The 24,747-nt window shown below is 42.3% G+C and carries 16 protein-coding genes, 1 tRNA gene and 1 pseudogene; 13 read left to right on the top strand and 5 right to left on the bottom strand.

Translation table 11 applies throughout. The features are described from left to right. The first annotated feature begins 9 nt into the window (after positions 1-9). Positions 10-471, top strand: a complete 462-nt coding sequence (locus H6F42_RS19705; RefSeq protein WP_190401090.1) for a DUF29 domain-containing protein — start codon at positions 10-12, stop codon at positions 469-471. A gap of 63 nt (positions 472-534) precedes the next feature. On the opposite strand, the gene H6F42_RS19700 is transcribed toward H6F42_RS19705, so the two are convergent. Further along, entirely contained in the window at positions 535-1,431 is an 897-nt protein-coding gene (locus H6F42_RS19700) for a branched-chain amino acid ABC transporter permease (RefSeq protein WP_190401089.1), read from the bottom strand. A gap of 305 nt (positions 1,432-1,736) precedes the next feature. Here H6F42_RS19700 and H6F42_RS19695 point away from each other — a divergent pair, with 305 nt between their 5' ends. The 3 genes from H6F42_RS19695 (at position 1,737) to H6F42_RS19685 (ending at position 11,422) form a co-directional block, all read left to right on the top strand. Then, positions 1,737-3,764, top strand: coding sequence for a serine/threonine-protein kinase (locus H6F42_RS19695; protein WP_190401088.1), 2,028 nt, complete (start codon positions 1,737-1,739; stop codon positions 3,762-3,764). A gap of 247 nt (positions 3,765-4,011) precedes the next feature. Next, the gene (locus H6F42_RS19690; protein ID WP_190401087.1) at positions 4,012-8,685 is read left to right on the top strand and encodes a PAS domain S-box protein; all 4,674 of its coding nucleotides are present in this window, start codon (positions 4,012-4,014) and stop codon (positions 8,683-8,685) included. Between the two features lie 52 nt (positions 8,686-8,737). Further along, entirely contained in the window at positions 8,738-11,422 is a 2,685-nt protein-coding gene (locus H6F42_RS19685; protein ID WP_190401086.1) for a response regulator, read from the top strand. On the opposite strand, the pseudogene H6F42_RS19680 reads toward H6F42_RS19685, so the two are convergent. Beyond that, positions 11,423-11,533 (bottom strand): annotated as a pseudogene (locus tag H6F42_RS19680) (IS5/IS1182 family transposase); the annotation flags it as partial. Positions 11,534-11,866: 333 nt separating this feature from the next. Here H6F42_RS19680 and H6F42_RS19675 point away from each other — a divergent pair. Continuing rightward, positions 11,867-12,235 (top strand): single-stranded DNA-binding protein, encoded by a 369-nt coding sequence (locus H6F42_RS19675; protein WP_190401085.1) that lies wholly within the window; start codon positions 11,867-11,869, stop codon positions 12,233-12,235. Positions 12,236-12,370: 135 nt separating this feature from the next. Next, the gene (locus H6F42_RS19670) at positions 12,371-12,670 is read left to right on the top strand and encodes a DUF760 domain-containing protein (RefSeq protein ID WP_190401084.1); all 300 of its coding nucleotides are present in this window, start codon (positions 12,371-12,373) and stop codon (positions 12,668-12,670) included. Between the two features lie 93 nt (positions 12,671-12,763). On the opposite strand, the gene crtR is transcribed toward H6F42_RS19670, so the two are convergent. Continuing rightward, complete coding sequence (crtR, locus tag H6F42_RS19665; RefSeq protein WP_190401083.1) at positions 12,764-13,642, bottom strand: beta-carotene hydroxylase; 879 nt, start codon at positions 13,640-13,642, stop codon at positions 12,764-12,766. Positions 13,643-14,151: 509 nt separating this feature from the next. Between crtR and H6F42_RS19660 the strand changes: the two genes are divergently transcribed. The 7 genes from H6F42_RS19660 (at position 14,152) to gloB (ending at position 21,762) form a co-directional block, all read left to right on the top strand. Next, complete coding sequence (locus H6F42_RS19660; protein ID WP_190401082.1) at positions 14,152-14,802, top strand: class I SAM-dependent methyltransferase; 651 nt, start codon at positions 14,152-14,154, stop codon at positions 14,800-14,802. A gap of 33 nt (positions 14,803-14,835) precedes the next feature. Then, positions 14,836-15,918, top strand: coding sequence for a glycine oxidase ThiO (thiO, locus tag H6F42_RS19655; protein ID WP_190401081.1), 1,083 nt, complete (start codon positions 14,836-14,838; stop codon positions 15,916-15,918). 309 nt (positions 15,919-16,227) lie between these two features. Continuing rightward, positions 16,228-18,630 (top strand): glycosyl transferase family 36, encoded by a 2,403-nt coding sequence (locus tag H6F42_RS22380; protein ID WP_190401080.1) that lies wholly within the window; start codon positions 16,228-16,230, stop codon positions 18,628-18,630. A 332-nt stretch (positions 18,631-18,962) separates the two neighbouring features. Beyond that, positions 18,963-19,592, top strand: coding sequence for a retropepsin-like aspartic protease (locus H6F42_RS19645; protein ID WP_190401079.1), 630 nt, complete (start codon positions 18,963-18,965; stop codon positions 19,590-19,592). Positions 19,593-19,837: 245 nt separating this feature from the next. Beyond that, positions 19,838-20,440, top strand: a complete 603-nt coding sequence (locus tag H6F42_RS19640; protein WP_190401078.1) for a VWA domain-containing protein — start codon at positions 19,838-19,840, stop codon at positions 20,438-20,440. Between the two features lie 72 nt (positions 20,441-20,512). Beyond that, complete coding sequence (locus H6F42_RS19635; RefSeq protein ID WP_190401077.1) at positions 20,513-20,917, top strand: hypothetical protein; 405 nt, start codon at positions 20,513-20,515, stop codon at positions 20,915-20,917. Positions 20,918-20,985: 68 nt separating this feature from the next. Next, entirely contained in the window at positions 20,986-21,762 is a 777-nt protein-coding gene (gene gloB, locus H6F42_RS19630) for a hydroxyacylglutathione hydrolase (protein ID WP_190401076.1), read from the top strand. A 52-nt stretch (positions 21,763-21,814) separates the two neighbouring features. On the opposite strand, the gene H6F42_RS19625 is transcribed toward gloB, so the two are convergent. After that, positions 21,815-21,886 (bottom strand) — tRNA-Gln (locus tag H6F42_RS19625). Between the two features lie 163 nt (positions 21,887-22,049). After that, the gene (locus H6F42_RS19620) at positions 22,050-24,608 is read right to left on the bottom strand and encodes a mannose-1-phosphate guanyltransferase (protein ID WP_190401075.1); all 2,559 of its coding nucleotides are present in this window, start codon (positions 24,606-24,608) and stop codon (positions 22,050-22,052) included. Between the last annotated feature and the right edge of the window lie 139 nt (positions 24,609-24,747).

The raw sequence follows: 24,747 nt of genomic DNA, 5'->3' as shown, positions 1-24,747 counted from the left end.
CTAAAAAATATGAACGAAGCAACGACTCAAACAATCGCTCGTAATTCCTTATATGAATCTGATTTCTTGCTATGGACTCAAGACACGATCGCTAAGCTAAAGGCTAGAGATTTTGACCATTTAGATTTAGAAAACCTGTTAGAGGAGATCGAGGCTTTGGGAAATTCCTATCGTGACGAGCTAGAAAGTCGTTTAGAAACCTTGATAGAGCATTGTCTGAAGCGGCTTTGTGTAGATATGCCTCAAGAGTTTAACGGATGGGAGCGCACCATTAGAGAGCAACGCAGGCGGCTAAAACGCAGATTACAAAAGACTCCTAGCCTCAAAACTGTATGGGATGAGTCTCTATTAGAGGCTTTCGAGTTTGCCCTTGAAACAGTTAGAGATGATTACCCAAAGTACCAATTCCCTGATACATGGCAATTTGGGCGAGATATTGACACGTTGCTCAATACTAATTTTTGGGAGTAGCGATCACTAAGTACTAGTAAGGCGGCGCAAAGTGCCGCCTTACTAGTACTTAGGTGAAAAAACTTATCTGTTTAAAGTTAATTCTTTTTTATTACCTAAAAGTCCCTGTGGTCGCCATAGCATCAAGAGGATTAAGGTTAAGCCAATGAGGATTAGTTGAATAGCCTCAAATCTGCCACCGTCCGCACGAATTTGCTCAGGTAAAAAGCGGGGAATAGCATTGTAAAACTGAAAAAGTGCTGCTCCGAGGATTACTCCCAGATTATTACCCGCACCCCCAATAGTCACAATTGTCCAAGCTTGGAACGTAATTAGCGGCACAAAGTTATCAGGATAGACGGTGGTTAATTGCCATGCATAAAAGGAACCAGCTAAGCCGCCGATCGCCCCGCCGATCGCAAAGGCTTGGAGCTTATACCAGAATACGTTTTTACCAAGCGCCTTGACCACTTCCTCATCTTCACGAATTGCTTTGAGAACTCTTCCCCAAGGCGATCGCACTAGCCATTCTAATCGCCAGTAAATAATGGCGACGACAGTTAATAAGAGAGCCGCTAACACAAACGAATAATTTTGACGCGAAACAATATTAACCAGAGGTAAGGGAAAATCCTGAACACCTCTTGTCCCTTTGGTCAGCCATTCCTCGTTATTCACAAAAAGGCGAACCATCTCCGATACGCCAATGGTGACAATCCCCAAATAGTCTTCGCGTAATTTGAGAGCCGTGCTGCCAATCAAGATGCCGAGTAGTCCTGCGATCGCGGCGGCAATCAAAAAGGCAAAAAACCAAGGCACACCATTGAGACTAAGCAAAACGGTTGTGTATGCGCCAATGGTCATAAAGGCAACATGACCAAAGTTAACTAAACCCGCAAATCCCCATTGAAGATTTAGCCCCAAACTGAATAGGGCAAAAATGGATGCATTAATAAAAAGAGTTGTGATGTATTCAATCATGAATTATTCATCATTAAGGAGAGTTATACCAATTCATGAAAGTGTGCCAACACTTTTGTGAATTAAAAACTAAACCCAGTAAGGGTTTTCAAAACTAAAAATGGCTATGGCGTTTTTAGTTTTGGTATTACGGCGCTAAGGACTGCAACTCTCCTTAAAATAACTGGCTATAGCGCCAAAAGTAAAGCTGACAAGAAAACCCAATAATTCTGGGACAAGTCTGCGTTGCAGACTTGTCCCAGAATTATATAAATTTGACTGCGCTAGCGATATAGTAAGTCTAGACTGGTACGTTTGAAAATGCCATGCGTCTATGTATTAATCCTAGTTGTAAAGTTCCTAACCATCCAGACAATGACGATAACTCAATTTGTCAAAGCTGTGGTTCCGAACTATTGATTGATGATTGTTATTCAGTTACTAAATTATTAAATGACTCTGGGGGCTTTGGAGTTGTATACGAGATTGAAAATCCCGCAGGACAAGCCAAGATCTTAAAAATTCTTAAACAAGAATTAAATGAGGATAGCAAAGCAGTCTCTCTGTTCCAGCAAGAGGCTTTTGTATTGGGACAGATTGAACATGCGGGAATACCCAAAATAGAAACCTATGTGCATCACACCCTTGTAGATGGCAAGATTTTGCATGGGATCGTGATGCAAAAAATCCTTGGCTTGAATCTCGAAGAATGGATCAATCAACGCCAAAATAAACCGATCGCTCAAAAACGGGCGATCGTGTGGCTACGGCAATTAGTGGAAATTCTGAGCCTTGTCCATAGCCGAGGCTATTTTCATCGCGATATTAAACCCGCCAATGTCATGATGACCCCTTCAGGGCAATTAGTATTGATTGACTTTGGGACAGCCCGCGAAGCAACCCATACCTATTTAGCCAAAATCGGGGGATTACAAGGAGTAACTAGCATTTGCTCTGTCGGCTACACGGCTCCTGAGCAGGAAAAAGGCTTTGCCGTGCCGCAGTCCGATTTTTATTCCCTCGGCTGTACAATGATTCATCTAGTCACGGGCAAGTATCCCCTTGACTACTACAACCCTGCTCGCGATATGTTTGAATGGCGATCGCACGCTACCGAAATTTCCGATGAATTCGGCGATCTCATTGATGTACTTATTGCCCGCAAGCCTAGCGATCGCCCCGTTAACTGTGAATCAATTTTAAAAGTACTTAAGGAAATTGAGAAAATTGATCAGTTAGCGCCTCATCACAAAAATTCTAAGCGGAAATCTATCCAAAAAGCGTTGAAAGAATCAACGCGCAAACCTCCTTCTCCAATTGTCTTAACCGTGGCTGTCATCGTTGCAGCCTGCGCGGGGCTAAGCATTGGGACTGTGATTAAAATTTCCGTAATTGGCGAAGAAATTAATATTCAATTGCCTGTGTTTCGCCAAAAGCGCATTACGCCTACGAGATATTTTATAGGACATAGTGATAACGTCCAAAATCTGGCGATAAGCCCCAACGGGAAGACGCTTGCTAGTGCTAGTGATGATGGGACTGTAAAATTTTGGGATTTAGAAAATGACAATCCTAATCCAATTCGCGAAATTCGCGATCAGGGTGGATGGGTAAGAGCCGTAGTATTTATTTCCGATCGCGAAATTGCCACTGCTGGTCAAGACAAAAATATCAAAATTATTAATATTGCATCGGGTAAGATCGAGAGAACCCTAAGTAAACATACAAATTTAATCAATAATTTGGCGATCGCTCCCGCCAGCAACCTTATCGCTAGTGGTAGTTACGACAACACCGTAAACCTTTGGCAAATCTCTACAGGTAAACTGCTACGAACGCTCACGGGTCATAAGGACAAAATCTGGGGTGTGGCGATCGCCCCTGACGGTAAGGTAGTAGTTAGTGCCAGTCGTGACAAAGAATTGCGGATCTGGGATGTGAAAACAGGCGAAACCATCAAGGAACTAAAGGGGCATCAGTCAGGAGTTACCGCCGTATTAATCACTCCCGATGGCAAGCAAATAATTAGTGCCAGTAATGATAAATCTATTCGCATATGGGATCTCGCCTCTGGCAAGCAACTCTTTGTATTAACAGGGCATGATGAAGTCATTGGTTCCCTTGCCATTACTAGCAATGGCAAATATTTAGTCAGTGGTAGTAAGGAAAGAAGTGATATCAAGGATAATAGTGCATCGATCCGTTTATGGAATTTGCAAAATCGATCATCAATTGCGAATTTAATCGGTCATGTAGATTTGGTAAATTCACTAGTTATTTCGTCCGACAATCTCAAATTAATTAGCAGTGGTCAAGACAAAAATATTAATGTTTGGGATTTACCCAAATTTTAGGAATTGTAATTGTTTTGTCTGTAGGACTTTCGATATTAAAGGGTACAAAGTAATCGTTGATGGACTGATCCGAAAGATTATAAATAATTCGATAGCGACCTTCATCGACAGTTAGGATCAGAATACGAAATATTATCTAGTTTAAGAACTCATTTCATCAAATAAGTGGAGGTCATAATTACCACTTTGAGCAGAGCTTATTTTCAATTGCCCTAAAGCCTACTTAATATTTGGATAGGTAACAGACATGTTGAATAAATTGCCACAGGATCAGAAAATTAAGCAATCACATCCTTTAGCTACCAGAAATTTGATGTGGGGGGTGGCGATCGCTTTGGTTGGTATATGTGGTGGTGGATTAGGGGCTTTTCAGTGGTTTGGGGCGCAGATACAACAAAATACTGAAGAAAATTTGTTAGCGATCGCCAAATTAAAATCACAGCAGATTGAACAATGGCTAAAGGAGCGCAAAGCTGATGCAAAGATTTTTGCCGCTAGACCATCGGTACGAGTCACAATCGAGGCGAGCGTAAATCCTATTCAAAATGAGACTTCAAGAGCCGTTGCCGCAACCTTACAGCCTGCAATCATTGCTACAAAAGCAGCCTATGGTTATCAAAAAATCATCTTACTTGATCGCCAAGGCAGGGCAGTTTGGAAGTCAGAAGCGAATGATGATTTACCTGCAACCGTAACAAATACCTTTACCCAAAAGATCAAATCTGTTCCTAATTTCGGCGAACCTGAGTTAATTGATCTCAATGGAAGCGAGACTAGCAAAGGCAAAAAAATCGTCTATGGCATACTAGCTCCCATCTACGATCAGAAGAAAGCTCTCTTGGGAGCCGTTTACTTAGAGTCTGACCCGAATAATTATTTGATTCCGTTGCTAGACTCTTGGCCGACATCTAGTCGCACTGCCGAAACTGTCTTAGTTAGGCAAGAAGATAATTTAATCCGCTATCTCAGCCCTTTACGCAACTCCAAAATACAGGTGTTGGAATTTACGATATCCCTAGATAAATCTGATGTTTTTGCCGTACAGGCTGTCAAATCTCAGACCTCGCCCTTCATCTTAAAATCCTTAGACTACCGAAATGAGACTGTACTAGCCGCATCCCTCAGAGTCAAAGACACACCTTGGTTAATGATCTCCAAAATTGATATCAACGAAGCAGATGCGCCTCTGCAACGATTGGCGATTACGATTAGTAGTCTTGCAGTTCTATTGATGGGACTGCTGCTGTATGTTATCTACCAAGTCAAAAAATCAGGGAAATTAGCCCTTAAATCCCTAGAACAAAGTACAGAAGTTGAAAGATTAGCGATCATTGCCGAGAATACCTCGCGTTATGTTACGGCGATCGAAACTTCCCTTGATGGCTATGCCACGATCGACAGCGATGGTAAATTTCTGGAAGTAAATGAATCTTTTGGAGCGATCGCAGGTTACAGCACCGATGAATTATTGTCTCTGACTATTTTCGATTTGGTAATAGATCAAGATTTTCAGCCTGAAGAATTTGTCGCCAATATTCTCGCAACTAAAAAACAGCGCTTGCAGCAAAAATGGAAACATAAGAATGGCGACATCATTGATGTCCAACTCGGTATTTCTTATTTTGCCCAAAGTAAAGGACATTTTTTCGTATTCGTTCAAGACTTGACTAAGCTGTTCAAGATTCAATATCAACTCAAACGCTCCACTCAACTCCATACGCTTTTAAGTCGTATTAACGAAGCGATCGTTCGCATTCAAGATCCGCAGCAGCTATTGCCTGCAATCTGTCAAATTGCGGTCGACTATGGCGGATTTCAATTAGCTTGGGTGGGTATTCCTAATCCTCAAACTAAGGTGGTGGAAGTGGTAGCGGCGGCAGGTAAAGCGATCGCCTATACCAAGGAAATCCAGATCTCCGTTGATCCAGCCTTGCCAATTGCCCAAGGGTCTGCGGGTCGAGCCATTAACGAGAAAAAACCTATCGTAACTAACGACTTTCTCAATGATCCCCATACATTGCCATGGCAAGCGATCGCCCACCGCTATAACCTCAAAGCCAATGCCGCCTTGCCCCTCACAATTGACGGAAACCCCGTTGGCGCAATTGTGTTCTATGCCTCAGAGGTAGGTTTTTTTAGTGATGATGTCGTGAAATTACTAATAGAATTAAGTGAAGATGTCTGTTTAGCGCTCCGTCTTGCGGAATCCGAAAAAATCCGCAAACAAGTAGAAATAGCCCTCTTGCAAAATGAGGAAAGATTCCGTCTAGCAATCATTAACGCACCCTTCCCCATCATTCTCTATTCAGGTAATCTCAAACCTTTGCAAATCAATCGCGCTTGGATTGATCAATCAGGATTTGCCGATCGCGATATTCAGGAAATCACAGCATGGACGGATCGGTTCTGTAGTCAGCAATTACCAATGTTGATGCCATCAGCCTATGGCTTAGTAAAAAGTCAAAGCGATCGCGATCACCCGCTAGCTAAAGAAATTACGATTATCAGTGCCGATGGATTGCCAAGAATTTGGAGATTTGACTCAGCCTTCCTTACCGATTTGACGGAACCGAAACAAGTGATCATTGGGATGGCGATGGATATCACTGAACAAAAAAGGATCGAATCTGCTCTCCAAGAGAGTGAAGCAAGACTTAGCCGTGCAATCACCGATGCTCCTTTCCCGATTATTCTCCATGCAGCTGATGGAGAAGTTCTGCAACTTAATCGAGCTTGGACAGAATTGACCGACTATACGATTGAAGATATACCGACGATTGGTGAATGGGCAAGGAGAGCTTATGGTGAAAACTATATACCTGTAAAAAAGAAAATTGATAAAGTCTATGAAATCACTGAATCTAACCATGATGGTGAATATGAGCTTTTTACCAAAAATGGTTCGACGAGGATTTGGGATTTTAGTTCTTCCCCTTTAGGTAAACTGATCGATGGTAGACAGATAATTATTACAATGGCAATGGATGTTAGCGATCGCAAAGCCTCAGAGTTAAAGCTGCAAGCAAGTGAAGAAAGATTACGCCGCGCCATTATAAATGCTCCCTTCCCGATTATCTTTCATGCCGAAGATGGGCAAGTATTGCAAATCAATCAAGCTTGGACAGAACTCACTGGCTATAGTATCGAAGATATCCCCACCATCGGCGATTGGATCGCTAAAGCCTATGGAGCCAATAATTTATCTATACAACATGTCCAAGAGATCATTCAAGATATCTATACACTCACCGATAAGCGGGATGAAGGAGAAATTGAGGTCACGACGAAAGATGGCTCCAAGCTAATTTGGAGTTTTGCCTCTGCACCCTTAGGACGCATTGCCGATGGTAGACGCACGATCATCTCGATGGCGGCAGACATTAGCGATCGCAAAGCTAACGAGATAGCCCTTGCCAAAGCTAAAGATCAAGCGGAAGCAGCGAACCAAGCGAAAAGTGAATTTTTAGCAAGCATGAGCCATGAATTGCGGACACCCCTCAATGGCATTCTGGGCTATGCTCAGATTCTCCAACGAGATCCTGAAGCAACCGCCAAACAAATTGAAGGCTTTAATATAATTCAGCAATGTGGATTGCATTTACTAGATTTGATATCTGAAATTTTGGATTTATCAAAAATCGAGGCAAAAAAACTAGATCTTTCCCCAAAAGCAGTTTCCTTATCGAATCTGTTAACAGGACTTGCTCATATCTGTCAGGTCAAAGCTGAAGAGAAAGGAGTAATGTTTTTGTATGAATTTTCCGATCGCATTCCCGAACATGTAATTACAGACGAGCAAAGGTTGCGTCAGATCTTGCTCAATCTTTTAGGCAATGCGATTAAATTTACCGATCGCGGTCATGTAGCCCTAAGGGTAGATTTAGCTCCATTAAATGAATCCTTAGCAAATAGTAATGAAAATATTGGCAAGGATGAGAATGCAACAAAATCGCCCGAAATTTCTCCCAGAATCCGCTTCACGATTGCTGATACTGGCAAGGGTATTGCCGTTGAAAATCTCGAAAAGATATTTCTACCCTTTGAGCAGGTGGGCGATCGCAATAATCGTCCTGAAGGCACTGGTTTAGGATTAGCTATCTCTCAAAAATTAGTAACCATTATGGGCAGCACGTTACAAGTTAAAAGTGAGCTAAATCAAGGTAGTCGCTTTTGGTTTGACCTAGAACTACCTAAAGTCGATACCATTGATCTTCAAGTTAACAAGAGCAATTCCAGTAGCGACAATTACGGAAAGATTACAGGCTATAAAGGGCGAAGGTTGACAATCTTGGTAGTTGACGATCGCAGGGTCAATCGAGTTGTCATCAAACATTTACTAGAACCATTGGGCTTTACAGTCCTAGAAGCAGATAATGGTTATAGTGGTATATCAATAGCCCAAACAAATGCTGTGGACGCGATCATTGCTGATATGGTGATGCCCGAACTGGACGGCTTTGAAATGACCCGCAGATTAAGAATAAAGCCCGAATTTCAGCAAATCCCGATCCTTGCTCTCTCTGCTAGCATTTTAGAGGTAGAAAAGCTAAAAAGTATTAATGCTGGTTGCAATGATTTTTTAGCAAAACCGATTGATTCGGCTATGCTCTTAGATAAGTTACAAGAGCATCTACAACTATCTTGGATCTATGAAGATTTATTGCCACCAATAAAATCTGTGACTAATAGCGACGATCGCCTAGTTATTCCCATAGAATCTGAATTAGAAGAAATTTTCAAGGCATTGGAGGTTGGTGATTTTAGTGCGATCGAGCAAGAATCACGGAGAATTAGTCAACTCGATCCGCAATATCAAGGTTTTGCTGATAGACTCCTAGCTTTAGTAAAGGATTTTGACGAGCAAGCTATTATACAATTGTTACAAGACTTGACAAACAATCGTTCTTCTAAGGAAACGTAATATTTCTCCATTCCCCCAGATATATATTAAGAGCTAGAGTAACTAGAATAATATGCCATCCTCAAAGCCACCAGTTATTTTTATCATTGATGATAATCCCTCAAATGTTAAGGTTCTATCTGAAACTTTAAAATCATTTGACTATAAAACTTTGGTGGCGATGGATGGACTGAGTGGAATTCAGAAAATCACTAAAGCTCAGCCCGATCTCATCTTGCTGGATATTCTCATGCCCGAAATTGACGGATTTGAGACTTGTCAACAACTTAAGCAATCTGAAGTTACTCGTGATATTCCCGTCATTTTTATGACAGCTCTCGCTAGTACTGCTGATAAGGTTAAAGGGCTTAAATTAGGTGCAGTAGACTACGTTACCAAACCATTTCAAGAAGAAGAACTGATAGCCAGATTAGAGTTACATTTACAACTGCGCCGCCTCAGTCAAGACTTAGCCAAGCAAAACCAACAACTCCAAGCAGAAATCGCTCAACGGGAAGCCGCAGAAGCACAAATTAAAATCCTATCTAAGGTATCAGAACAAAGCCCTACTTCGATTGTGATTACAGATGTGAAGGGTAATATTACTTATGTAAATCCTAAGTTTGAAGAACTAACAGGCTATAAATTAGAAGATGTAATTGGTAAAAATCCTCGGATTCTCCAATCTGGTAATACCCCTGAGCAGGAATATACGCATCTTTGGAAAATGCTGGCTAACGGTCATGAATGGCATGGTGAATTTCATAATAAGAAGCGTAATGGTGAACTGTATTGGGAATATGCTTCAATTTCATCAATTAAGGATGCTGATGGCAAAATAACACATTACGTTGCAGTCAAAGAAGATATTACAGTCCGTAAGCAAAATGAATTAGAACTATATCAGCAACTAGAACGAGAAGGGGTCGTCGCTGACTTAACGCTTAGTATCCGTCATTCCCTTGATCTGTCAGTAATTTTAAATACCGCAGTTACAGAATTAAGAAGAATTGTGGGAGTAGATCGGGTTTTGGTATATTTCCTGATGCCTGATGGTAGTGGCAAGATGGTAGCAGAATCCGTTTCTGAGCAATTAGAAGCTATGGTGGATCATGTTTTTTCGTCAGAGATATTTCCTGAGGAAGTTTATCAACGCTATATCGAAGGACGGATCTATTCCGTTAGTGATCTCGATAGTACTGAGATGGTACCTTGCCTTAGAGAATTCTTACAAAATCTTGGAGTTAAAGCGAAACTAATTGCACCAATTATTCAAAATGAAAGTCTCTGGGGTCTACTCATAGCCCATCATAGCAAGCCCCATTTGTGGCAATCATGGGAATCTGAACTATTTAATCAGGTCAGCAATCAAATGGCGATCGCCATTTCCCAAGCTAATCTCTATCAACAGGTACAAATAGAACTAGCAGAAAAAATCCAAGCAGAAAAAGCTCTGCAATTCGTAAATCAAGAGCTAGAAGATCGGGTGGAACAGCGCACAGGAGATCTAAAAAGAAGTGAGTTGCAACTCCAAAAGAATAATGAAAGCTTAGCTCTCGCCAATATTGAACTAGCTAGAGCAACTCGTCTCAAGGACGAATTTCTGGCAAATATGAGCCATGAATTACGCACACCTCTCAATGCAATTTTGGGAATGTCAGAGACTCTAAAAGAAGGTATTTTCGGTGAATTAAACGAACGACAAAGAAAAGCAATTACTACTATTGAATCTGGCGGTCAGCATTTATTAGCACTGATCACTGATATTCTCGATCTTGCCAAAATTGAATCTGGGAAACTAGAATTACATCTTGAAAAAATAGAAATAGAGAAACTATGCAATGATAGTTTTGTTTTTATAAAACAACTCGCTCATAAAAAGAATATTCAACTAATCCTCAATATTCCCAGTCGCATCAAACAAAATCAATCGGTTTATGTCGAAGTTGACGAATTACGAATGCGCCAAGCATTAATCAATTTGCTTACTAATGCTGTAAAGTTCACACCCGATGGCGGAACTGTTACTTTAGAAGTCCAAATCACTGAAGTTTCTAGTGAAGGTGAACAACATAAAGTTTATATTGATTTCCTTGTAATCGATACAGGTATTGGTATTAATCCTGATGACATTGGTAAGCTCTTTCAAACCTTTGTCCAAATCGATAGCACGCTCAACCGTAAATATGCGGGTACTGGGCTAGGTTTATCTTTGGTGAAAAAAATTGTCGAAATGCATGGAGGTTCTGTTGGCGTTGAAAGTGAATCAAGCAAAGGTAGTAAGTTTACGATCAGGCTTCCCTACCAATCTGATTCATCCCCTAATCATCCCCTAAATCTACAACCTTCGATATCGGAAACTTCAGAATACTCAAGCAATAGAGATATCCCTTACAAAGTTCTTATTGTTGATGATAATACTGCCAATATGGAAACCGTCCATGATTATTTAGAAAGTAAGAATTATCAAGTATGTACCGCGTCTGATGGAAAAATAGCTGTGGACATGGCGATCGCTCAAAAACCAGATATTATATTGATGGATATTCAAATGCCTGAAATGGATGGTTTGCAAGCAATCAAACTAATTCGCTCTAACCCAGAAACCGCAAATATTCCCATTATTGCACTTACTGCTTTAGCTATGAGTTGCGATCAAGAAAAATGTATAGAGGCAGGCGCTAACGATTACATGAGCAAACCCTTTCGCTTGCGAACACTATCTAATTCCATTCAAGAACTCTTAGAGAGTGACTGAAATCGCGTTTAACACCTCTCTCATGTCCACTGTACGGGGACGACCTCCTGTTTTTGCTTCTTGGATGAGTGGTGTTAAAGTTTCCCACTGGTCATTTGTGAAGCCTGTAATCTTATGCTGGTCTTATCATAAATTGGGTCTCCTGTAGCCCCTTTTACTTTATTATCCCTTAACACTCTTTTCCGCTCTTTTCTACTCACTTCTAATCACTTCCACCTTTTCAAACAGTCTCTAAAACCTGTGGCGCACGCGCTGCGTGCGCCACAGGTTGTGGTTCCAGATTTTTAATTATGCCTAGCTACTTAAATTTTTTAAAAGTGTTGCAAAGCAACACTTTTAAAAAATTTATTGCTACGGATTTGAGCGTAAAGCGCTGTAAGAAAAACTTGGATTACTATAGGTTAAGATGCAAAAATATCCTTAACCTTTTTTACACTTAATCTTATGACCCTCAACAAAGTTCATCTAGTGGGGCGGGCAGGACGAGATCCTGAAGTCAAATATTTTGAGTCAGGCAAAGTGGTTGCGAACTTTACCCTAGCCGTTAATCGCAATACCAGCAATCGTGATGAGCCACCCGATTGGTTTGACCTAGAAGTATGGGACAAGACCGCAGAAGTCGCGGCTAACTATGTCAAAAAGGGAAGTCTCATTGGTGTATCGGGTGCGCTCAAGTTCGATCGCTGGAACGATCGCAACACTGGCGACGAAAGACAAAAGCCCGTAATCCGAGTTGATCGCCTTGAGCTATTAGGTTCGCGCCGCGACAATGAAGCCGCAAGTAGCACCAGTACCTATGATGACGATTTCTAAAACATAAAGGCGGCGCGAAGCGCCGCCTTTATGTTTGAAGATCTTTATTCGGTTGAATACGGTTTTCCGCCTTAAACACTCTTAGAGATATCGGTAAAAATATAGTTAGCTCAAACTAGATATGGAAAATTAATCATGTTTAACATTGGGGAACTAAATTCCAGCAACAACCTTTTACTCGACTATCTAAAAAATCAATCCCCCGAAACCTTAGCAGCAGTAGCTCAATCTGTGAGTCCCGAAGCACAGCAAATTATCAGTCAGAATGTGCAAAATCTTTTTGGCATACTCCCTTCACAACACTTTAACGTCAGCATCACGAGCGATCGCGATAATTTAGCTGGATTAATTGGCTCGGCAATGATGACGGGTTACTTTATCCGCCAGATGGAAACCAGAATGCAGTTAGATAATTCCCTCGCTTCCGCCGAATAAAAAGCCCAAAAGATGAGAGGCGGCACAAAGTGCCACCTCTCATCTTTTGGGCTTTTGCTTAAAAAAAGAGAGTAGCTTAGCTACTCTCTTTTTTTATTTCTTGTGGTGAAAACGGATACCTAAAAATGCGTCATACAAAAATCCCGCAAAGTCAGGCATTCTGAAAAGCCCTAAGGTCTGTGGAGAGCCGTTAGCATCAAGCAAAGGCTTCATTTGGTAATAGGCTTTCTCGTAGTAGTACCAAGGCACATTCGGCCAAAGGTGATGGACTAGGTGATAGTTTTGACCAAGCAACATAATATTCAAAAACCAGCTTGGGTAAACTCTGGCATTTTTCCAGCGCGATCGCTCGATAAAGGGACGATGAGGCAAATAGTCAAAGAATAGCCCTAACAAAAGCCCCATAACTGCGGCTGGGACAAACCAAAAGTTCATCATGTAACCGAGGAAGCCATAGTGATAACCCACAAAAATAGTGGCAATTACTATCAAACGGCTAATCGCCCATTCTAGTAGCTCATAGTTACGCCATAGACGACGCTGAAAAAAGAAAATTTCATGATAGAAAAATCTTGCGGCAATCAACCAGAGGGGTCCCCCAGTAGAAACGTAGTGATCGGGATCGTCCTCTTCATCATTCACATGGGCGTGGTGCTGCATATGCACACGAGTAAATACAGGAAACACAAAACCTTGTAATACAGCCGCAAGATGACCGATCGCCGAGTTAACTATGCGGTTAGGGTGAGCTACACCATGACAAGCATCGTGAATCACCGTACCCAGTACGTAAAGCGACGAAAAATTACAAACAAATACGAGCCAGTGTGCCCAGCCCCATACCCAATACCCTGTGGTTGATGCGGTTGCTAAAACAATCGAACCTAGTAGCAGTAGTACTGTTGGATTAAATCCCTGCGCTGCACCCATCAGACCGATTGGAACAGTTAGGGCTTTGCCCTGCTGCTGCATTTTGTCACTCCTTAATCAATTTCCTATCTTTATCTAGTATGCGTTCTGGGCTTGCCAATCGCCAAAACCAAAATATATTCAAAAATATATTTTAAAAATATATTTTATTGTTGCGTTTTATTACATTTTTTATTATGTCCTATGCTACCGACAATAGAGCGAGATTGCAACTATTCCCCCATAAAAAAGAAAGGCGGCACTTCGCGCCGCCTTTCTTTTTGTGGGAAAAGCACAACTTGTAAATTACAGGGATATTCCCTTTTCAGCCAAATAATAGGTGTTATTAAAATGAATAATTGGGTGTGCGCGGCTTCTCCGCGCACACCCAATTATTCATTGATAAAGCAGTAAGCTGTTACAGCGTATAGTTTTTAGCTCTTTTAAGTGTTGTCGAACTTAGAGGAATTGCTATCATATAGAGTATAAACCCTAACTCCAAGAGGGCAGCAATGCCATACGTTGCGCTCTCTTGGAGTTAAGTCATAACAAACTTGGCGACAGCGATACCTATGAACCTTGCTTCTGAACAACGTACTAAACTCGATAATTCTGATGACTTGCTATTTTATGAATATCCGCGTTTTGTTAAGCATGTAGACGATCGCTTCATTGAGCAGTTAACCGAGCTTTATCGCCAAAGACTAGAGCCAAATACGCGCATTCTCGATCTCATGAGTAGCTGGGTTTCACATTTACCAGAAGAACTAGATTTTGCCCATGTAGAAGGACATGGATTAAATGCGGAAGAGTTGGCTCGTAACCCTCGGTTAAATCATTATTTTGTGCAAAATTTAAACAAGCAACAAGCATTACCCTTTGCTAATCAATCCTTTGATGCGGTGATTAACACCGTCTCCGTACAGTATTTGCAATATCCTGAAGCCGTCTTTACGGAAATTCATCGAATTTTAAAAGTGGGAGGAATTGCCATTATCAGCTTCTCCAATCGGATGTTCTATCAAAAAGCTATTCAAGCATGGCGAGATGGTTCAGAAAGCGATCGCACCAAGTTGGTATACAAGTATTTTGCTTCTGTGCCGAAGGGATTTACCAAGCCCGAATTAGTGGCAAATGTTCCACCTAGTTCTCCCTTTTTAGCAATGCTCGGTTTAGCCAGCAGCGATCCATTCTATGCTGTAGTAGCAACTCGTTGTGGTTAAAAATCGCTACAGAAAGCTTGAAGGAACAATAAAATGACTGATATTTTAATAATTGGTGGTGGAATTATTGGCTTGTCTACAGCGATCGCCCTTTCTCAAAAAGGTGCAAGCGTTACCATCGTAGAGAGTGGAATTTGTGGGCAAGGGGCAACATGGGCTGCGGCTGGAATGCTTGCCCCTGAAGCCGAGAGACTAGAGGGTGATCTCTTAACGTTTGGCATTCGTAGCCGTGAAATGTATCCCCAATGGATTGCCAACTTGATGCGCTTATCGGGTCAAGATTGTGGCTATTGGTGTTGTGGAATGATTGCTCCAGTTTTAACGGAAAGCGATCGCCTAGAAATATCTCAACATCCTAAATATATCGATCAGATAGAAACTCATAGAAAACAATCAGGTTTAGGGAAATCAGTTTTAGGTTCCCTCTGGCTGCCTGAAGATGGACAGGTAAATAATCGTAAACTCACTCAAGCTCTATTAACCGCAGCGCGATCCCTATCAATTAAAATTCTCGAAGGGACAACTGTTTATCAAATTGAACGCGATCACCAGCGGGTTACCCATCTAGAAACTAGTGCTGGCAAAATGCAAAGCGATCGCTATGTTTTAGCAACAGGGGCTTGGACAAGGGCGCTAATGCCTTTACCAATTAAGCCCATCAAAGGACAAATGATTTCGGTACTGGATCGCGATCGGTTATTGCAAAGGGTAATTTATGCCCCTAGTTGCTATATAGTGCCGCGCCAAGATGGAACCATTGTCATCGGCGCGACGGTTGAAGATAATGGCTTCTCTCAAGGCAATACAGCCGCTGGTGTAGCTCAGTTATTAAATAGAGCGATCGCAGTTTATCCAGCGATCGCGAATATGCCCATTACAGAAACATGGTGGGGATTTCGTCCCCATGCTCCTAATGAAATCCCACTTCTAGGAGCTAGCGATTATGAGAATTTAATTTTAGCAACTGGACATTATCGCAATGGAATTCTCTTTGCTCCTCTTACCGCTAAATGGATAAGTGATTACATTATCGATCCAAATATTCAGCCACTCCTGAAGCAATCTCTAAGTATGGAGAATTGCCCCTCGCCCCAGAGATCTGCCGTTTTAAGCTAATTCTTTCGGTTCATTTATTGCTTTTCTACCTCAAGCGTAAAAACCAAAAGATCTTTCCCTTATAGCAATGTAAGTTTGGCTTAGGACATAAAACCCCAGAAGACGAGTTGCGGCGCGAAGCGCCGCAACTCGTCTTCTGGGGTTTTGTCCCTACAAGAATGACGGCAGCTATATGAATAATATGCAATGCCAAAAATCTAAACAAGTATCGAAAAAAATTGAGATAATCTAAGTCGCACTCTAGTTAGAATTTTTGTGGCAAAACCGCAAAAATCCTAATCATTATACAAATAAGGAAAATTTTAAACTGTGGCGATCGCAAACCAGTACGGCTATTACACCGAAGATTATCGGGAATTTGTGATTACAAATCCGCGCACCCCGCGCCCTTGGTTTAACTATATGTGGAATAGCCAGTATGCAGGGCTAATTTCCCATACAGGCGGCGGCTTTAGCTTTTTAGAATCGCCACGGGATAATCGCATCAGTCGAATGCGCTATAACTGTCTGCCTTGGGATCGCCCCGGTCGTTATGTGATGGTCAAAGATGGTGCAACGGGGAAATATTGGTCGCTGAGTTGGGCTCCGACAATTGATTTAAAATATGACTTTTATGAATGTCGGCATGGACAGGGATATACAAAAATCACGACGGAAATCAATGGAATTCGTGGTGAAATTACCTACTTCGTTCCGACTGATACCAATGCTGAAGTTTGGCGCGTGAAATTAACCGAACTTTCAGGAGAGACTCGCGATTTAGAGATTTATTCATTTTTGGAATTGTTGATGGGGAATGCTCTCAATGATCAAATCAATCAACCGAATGATAAACATTTCACGGATATTCATTTTGATCAAGATTTGCAAGCTTTGGTCGCTACGCGCCGCTATTGGGTTTTGAATAAAGGGGTTTCTGTTAAGCAACCGAATATTGATTGGAAGTATCAGATCTATTTTTCGCAGAGTTTGCCGATCGCTGGCTTTGATAGCAGTCTCGATACTTTTATCGGGAGATGGCGATCGGAAGCAAATCCTGTAGCGGTAGAAACGGGGGTGATGCAGAATACGGAAATCACGGCGGGTGATCCTGTGGTGGCTTTGCAATCAAAGGTTAGCTTGGCAGCGAATGGTTCTGTGGATTTTGCGGTAACTTTGGAGATTGCGCCAAAGGGAGAAAGTCCCACCCTCACCCCCAGCCCCTCTCCCGCAGGAGAGGGGAGCAAGATGGATCGCCAATTCCTCCAACTTAAACAAAAATGGGATGCCCATTTGTCCTGCGTGCAGGTGCAAACACCCGATGAAGCATTTAATGCGATGCTCAATGTCTGGAATCAGTATCAGGCGGCTGTAACTTTCGATATGGCACGAAATTCAGGCTATTATCACGGCGGTTTGCTATTTGGGACGGGAATGCGCGATCGCTTCCAAGATATTCTTGGTGTGGTCATGGTTGATCCTGCAAGAGTGCGGGAACGGTTGATTAAAGCGCTCAACTTCCAATTTAAGGACGGTTCCACTCTACATAACTATTTTGTGTTAACCAATACAGGCGAACGCACCAATCATTCCGACACCCCCCTTTGGATTCCCTTTGGCATTGTCGAATATCTCAAAGAGACTGGTGATTTTTCGATTTTAGAAGAAGTAGTTCCTTACCACGATGAGACTTCAGGGACAGTCTATGAGCATTTAGTAAGAGCGCTAGACTTTGCGATCGCTAATACAGGCGAACGCGGAATGCCGCGCATTTTTACAGGCGATTGGAATGATACTCTCGACCATGTTGGCTCACAGGGCAAGGGTGAAACCACTTGGGGTGCGTTCTTTTTGGGCTATGTACTGAAAAAATCATGGCAAGTCTGCGAACAACAAGGCGATCGCGAAGCTCTTGATCGATTCCAGAAGTTTTATGAGCATTTGCGTCAAGTAACTAGTGATATCTGTTGGGATGGTGAATGGTATTTACGCGCCTTCCGTGACAATGGCGAACCGATTGGGGTATCGGCGGCAACTCAGGGCAAAATCTTCCTCAATGCCCAATCATGGGCGGTTATTTCTGAACTCGCACCCAGCGATCGCGCTGATAAAGCGATGGCAAGTAGTCGTGAATATCTAGCGACTCCCTTTGGAATGCAAATCGTTGCGCCTTCCTTTACGGAAATTGACGACACGGTTGGCTTAATCAGTCGTTGCGTCCCCGGAAAGAAAGAAAATGGCGCAGTGTTTAACCATGCCTCCTCATGGTTTGTGCTAGCTTCCATTCTCAATGGTGATACGGAATTTGCTTGGGAAATCTATCGCCGCATGATGCCGATTAATTCCTCACAGGCGACTGATGCAAAATGCGATCGCTTTGAGACTGAACCCTATGTTTATCCTGAATATGTCACCAGTCCTGATCATGAAACTCAAGGTCAGGCAAGCCATTCATGGCTCACAGGTACAGCCGTATGGATGTTACGCATCGGCATTGATTACATCCTAGGATTTCAGCCAACATTTACAGGGATGATCATCGATCCCAAAATTCCGAGTGAATGGTCTGGATTTACGGCAAAACGCAAGTTTCGCGGCAAGACTCTCTCGCTCACCGTAACTAATCATAGTGGGGTTAAACAGATGCTGGTCAATGGACAAGTTATACAAGGGAAGTTTATTGACCCTACTAAGTATGAAGGTGAGGAGATTGCGATCGCCATTAATATATAGATACTTTCTTCCCAGTCTCCAAACAGACATTAAAACCAAAGAATGATTAGTGCGGCGCTTCGCGCCGCACTAATCATTCTTTGGTGGGAAGGGAGTATCTAAGAAAAATCAAATATAAGAGTCAAAAAAATTATGGCGTACTTTATACGTAAGATTTACTTTAACAATGAAATGATTGCTTAGAACAAATAAAAACTCTTTCCTTGGTATATGGTCGCAACCTTAAAGTTGTATATATTTTAAGAATTAGAGATAAATAATGACTAACGCTATAATGAAATAATCTTGACCCAAAACCCCAGCCTAAACTTTATTTCTAGCGGAAAACTTATATGAAACCAGCCCACAAACTTGTCAGCAATATGGTGACTGCTATTCTCCTTCATATAAGCCTATATTCCATGCCTTTGGTAATCCAGAGTGACAGCGCGATCGCTCAAGATTCTTCAGATTGTTTTATGATTAACTCGCGAGGGCAGCGAATTAATCTTAGTAAACTATGCAGTGGTAGTTACTCTAAACCTAATTCTAATCTCCCACCTACATTACCAAACCTCCCGTCTGATAATGTCAGGGCGGAACCGAATGGAACCATTAAAATTCGGATTAAGAGATTTGCCAACAAAATACCTATAATTGATGTGGTTTTTAATGGCAATCTTACCTACGAAATGATTTTTGATACTGGTGCAAGTCATACTTTAATTACGGCTGAAATGGCACAAGCACTTAATGTTGTTGCCTATAACTATGCAAATTTTAATATTGCTGATGGTAGCAATGTAAAATTTGGGGTGGGGGAAGTTAAATCTATCGAGCTAGGTTCTTTCAAAATTCAAGTCATGCCTGTTGTAATTGCTAAAAACTCTAATATTGGCTTGCTAGGACATGATTTTTTTGGAAAATTTGATATTAAAATTGGTCAATCAGAAATTGAACTATCACCTCGTAAGCTCTTTTAAATTAAGAGTATTTATTGAAATAAAGAAAAGATATATTGCGAGACGAATAAATTTATTTTTTTAGGTTTGAAGGCAAAGCAGGTTAAGTAAAGATAGACAGTGCTATTTACTGATTTAGTACTACTAAAAAGACAAAAGTTAAGTTACCGTTCTTCTTGCCGTAACTAACTTTGGATTTGTGTATCCCTAACGAAACTGACGACAGCTATAATTAAATCTAGTTCCTGATTTTAAGAAAAATTAATATGCTAGACAAACGTGACTATACTCTGATCATCGATAAAAGTGGCAGTATGTCTAATACTGACCGAGGTTACAGCAAAAGTCGATGGGAAGTGGTTAAAGAATCTACGCTTGCCCTTGCGCGTAAATGTGATCAACTAGATCCAGATGGAATTACCGTTTATCTATTCTCAGGGAAGTTTAAGCGATACGATAATGTTTCGGCGGCGAAAGTTGAGCAAATTTTCCAAGAGAATGATCCGATGGGCGGCACAAACTTAACCGCAGTTTTGCAAGATGCGATTAACAATTTCTTTCAGCGCAAAAAAGCTGGTCAAGTCAAGTCTGGTGAAACTATTTTGGTAATTACGGATGGAGAGCCAGACGATCGCCGTTCGGTGTTTGAAGTCATCATTGAAGCGACTCGTCGCATGAGTTCTGATGCAGAACTGGCGATTTCCTTTATTCAAGTTGGTTCCGATGCCAGCGCGACGGATTTCCTAAAAGCCCTTGACGATAAATTGCAGAGCATTGGGGCTAATTTCGATATTGTGGACACTATCACTATTAATGATATGGAAGACATGACCTTAGCGGAAGTATTGATGAGTGCTATTAATGATTAGAGTTTCCCCGTAACCTCTAATCATTAAATAGCAATCCTTAGAAAACCGATATAAACCAATAGCAAAAATCAAATGGAATCTCTTGAATCCATTCTTACGGATCTACAAGTTAAATACCAAGCTCCTGAATCTAGCAAGGCGAGTCCAGATCTACCCAATCAAGCTGTGGTAAATCCAAGTTCGCTAGATCGCTTATTGACAGATTTACGAAATAACTCATCCAATGAATCTAAGGCTCTAAAACCTGAAATTGATGTACAGCAAGTTCCACCTGTGGGACATCAGGCAATTAATCATGACTTACAACAGGTAGCCGATCGCCAAAAAGTTAAAGAACAACAGCAATTCACTCAACAAGCTACCGAATGGCTCAAAATTCTCGATCCTTTATCGGGTGAGGGCTTATGGTTTGAGGGATTTGCCAAGAACTATCCTTCGCGTTTAGAAGCAGCGATCGCTTTGATTGCTGCAAAATAGAACCAGTAGAAGGGCTTAGCCCCTCTACTGGTTCACTGAATATTAAATAACTGATAAGTATCGATCCTATGCACATCTATCGTCTGCCAGTTTTAAGTGATAATTACATTTTTGTCCTCCATGATCCTGCCAGTAATACTGCCGCAGTCGTAGATCCTGCTGTAGCCGAACCAGTTTTAGCTAAATTAGAAGAACTTGGCGCAAATTTAGTAGCCATTTTTAATACCCATCATCATGGCGATCATGTGGGTGGTAATAACGCCCTGATCAAAAAATTTCCCCATGCAATTGTCTATGGTGGTGAAAAGGATCACGATCGCATTCCCCATCAGCAAGTATTTCTCAAAGGCGGCGATCGCGTGAACTTTGGCGATCGCGAAGCCGAAGTATTTTTTGTCCCCGGACATACTTACGCCCATATTGCCTATTATTTCCCTGCGGTCGGTGATCAAGGTGGGGAATTATTCTGCGGTGACACTTTATTTGCGGGTGGCTGTGGCAGATTGTTTGAAGGCACTCCTGCCCAAATGCTGGAATCAATCGATCAATTGCGGAAATTGCCTGACGATACTCGTGTGTGGTGCGCCCATGAGTACACCTTGGGCAATCTCAAGTTTGCCCTCACCGTTGATCGTGAAAATCCTGATCTACAAGAAAGGATGGTCACTGCGACAGCAATGCGTCAAAGGGGGGAATCTACGGTTCCCACAACGATTGGTTTAGAAAAGCGGACTAATCCATTTATGCGTTGGGATGTGCCAGCAATTCAGAGATCGGCAGGGATTGATATTCCCGATCGCGTATTTGCCAGAATTCGCGGACAAAAGGATAATTTCGCTGGCTGACCTCAATAAAAAAGCTCCTCAAAGAGGAGCTTTTTTATATTTTGATTTTTAACTGGGGTGCAAGGATTCGAACCTCGGAATGGCTGGACCAAAACCAGCTGCCTTACCACTTGGCGACACCCCATTGTGTCTTTCTTAGTGTTGACGCGTTTTTCAAATCTCTTTGATTGCGCGGTAATTACTATAGCAAAGGGATATGGGGTTTTGTCAACCCATTTTTAAATTTTTTTATGCACTTCCCATAAAATGGGACGGCGCAAAGCCTTGCTCTATTGTATGGGAGGTTTTCAACTATCTAAAAGTACAGAATCCTTCGATAAAGCAACCTGTAGCTTACAAAAACCCTCTATGTGACTGCATACTTCCTGTAATTGATGCTCCGCCCAAGCTTGACCATTGCTCAAGGGCGTATCAAAGCCATTAGCAAACACATGGACTAGAGGATCGCCTGCATCAGGAAGGACTAACACCCAATCGCGATCGCTATAAAAAATTTTCACGCCATCAATTAGTTCTATTTTTTCCTGCCCATAGGACTCTACCAAGTGGCGCATCAATGTACCCTTCACACTCCAAGGACAACGCACCGTCTGGCTACGGAAATGGCATTTGGGCAGGTGCGTGCGGACTTGAGAGAGCGATCGCTTTTGGAGCGTGATCCATTCCATAATTTTGGCAATACTAAACATGGCATCAAACCCCGGATGGAGTTGGGGGAAAATAAAGCCCATGTCTGCCGAGCCACCTAATACCACACCCGTATTGTTATGACAGGTTGCCATTAAAGCCGTGGGATTTGCCCTTGTGCGGATTACTTTACCTTCATGGCGTTCGGCAATCAGTTCGACCAGCCCCGAAGTTGACACTGGCACTACTACGGTGGAGCCTGGTTTCGACATTAACGCCATTTCCACCATCAAGCCTGTTAACAATTCGTCACGAATTGGTTTTCCTAATTCATCAATTAAGATGAATTTCTCGCCATTAGCAAAAACCTGTACTCCGAAATTAGCCCTAACCGCCTTGACCACATCGGTTAACTGCGTCAACATTTTTTCGCGATCGACAGGCGCAGGCGCGACTTCATTAAGGCTGGCATTGAGAACAACCACATCAGTGCTAAATTTTCCTAAAATCCTTGGCAGCACTGCTCCCGAGACGGCGTACACATAGTCTATAACTATTTTTTTGCAATCGCTGTAGCGGATCGCCTCTACATCAATATTTTTGGCAAAGCCGCTATTGTAATAATCTAAAACCCTTGTCGGATAGCTAATTTCGCCAATTTCTTCGATACGAGCGCGACGGAAATCCTCTTTAAAAAATGTCCCTTCAATTTTCTTTTCGGTGGACTTATTGATATTGATGCCATTGGAGTCTAAAAACTCAATCATTACGCAATCATTGCGATCGGGATGGACGCGCACATGGATGCCGCCGACAACGCCTAAACTAGGCGCAATAAACCTTGAGATGGGAATTGCTGTGGCTTCAAGGTTTTCCACATTAATGCCTACGGACATTAAGCCAGAAATTAGCGATCGCGTTAACATTCGGCAAATTGTGCGCTGATCTCGCGAAACCATCACATGGGAATTGGGGCGCAGAGTCGCGCCGTAAGCTGCGCCTAGTTTTACCGCAAACTCAGGAGTAATATCGACATTGGCTAAGCCTGAGACGCTATGCTGTCCAAATAAATTTCGCGATGCCATCGCCCCCCAAATTAAGTTGGTGGTGAGAGTTGCGCCTGATTCTACATGCTTACTCGGCCAAATGCGAACGTTGGGAAATACCCTTGCTTCTTCGCCAATTACGGAATTAGAACCAACTACCGATCCTTCCATCACATGGGCGCGACGGCTAATCCGCGCATTGCGGGCAATGGTGCAAGCCCATAGGTGACATTCCTCGCTAATCATGGCGCTATTGCCAATGATCGGGCGCTGTAGATCACAATCGGAGCCAATGGTGACGCGATCGCCGATGATTGTACCTGCCGAAATTTTAGTGCGATCGCCAATGGAGCAGTTGCTCCCAATTAAAACGGGCGGCTCGATCTGCACCGTCGGCGAAATTACCGTATGCTTACCAATCCACAGTCCTGTACGCAGTTGCACATAGTCTAAATCAATATGTACTCGCCCCCGAATCGCATCATATTGCGCCTGACGATAGGCTTCTAAAGACCCAATATCACACCAATAGCCGCTCGCGATATAGCCGTACATTGGCACACCTTTATCTAAGAGCGTGGGAAATAAATCCGTAGAAAAGTCGCTCGGTTCGTTAGCAGGTAGGAAGTCTAAAACTTCAGGTTCGAGAATATAAATCCCTGTATTGACCGTATCGGAGAAGACCTCACTCGTAGAGGGTTTTTCTAAAAATCTTTGAATATGAGAATTTTCATCGGTAATCACCACGCCAAAAGCCATAGGTTCACTAACCCGTCGCAAAATTAGCGTTGCCTTAGATTTTTTGGCGCGATGAAACTTAATGGCAGCCGTGAGATCAAAATCCGTAATGCTATCGCCACTAATGACCATGAAAGTACTATCGAGTAAGCTTTCGACATTTTTGACACAGCCTGCGGTTCCGAGGGGTTGATCCTCTTCCACCACGTACATCATATTTACGCCAAATTCCGAACCATTGCCAAAATGCTCCCGAATCACATCGGGCAGGTAATGCAAGGTGGCGATAACTTCACGGATGCCGTGACGTTTTAGTAGGTTAAGAATATGTTCTGTAATGGGACGATTTAACACCGAAACCATCGGCTTTGGTAAATCGCAAGTTAGGGGACGTAATCGCGTTCCTGAACCGCCTGCCATCAATACCGCCCGCATAGCTCCTCCGAACGTCAATACGTAATAGGATTAGGATGACAACGCTCTGCTTTTTAGTAAACCAGAATATTTTTGTTGAAAGTGTTGCTTTACAACACTTTCAACAAAAATATTTAGTTACTCAAATAGCGTAAAGCTC

Origin of the sequence: Pseudanabaena sp. FACHB-1998, assembly GCF_014696355.1 — a bacterium.
Lineage (GTDB): Bacteria > Cyanobacteriota > Cyanobacteriia > Pseudanabaenales > Pseudanabaenaceae > Pseudanabaena.
Note: the sequence above shows the minus strand (reverse complement) of the source record. Positions and strands in the feature narration are given on the sequence as shown.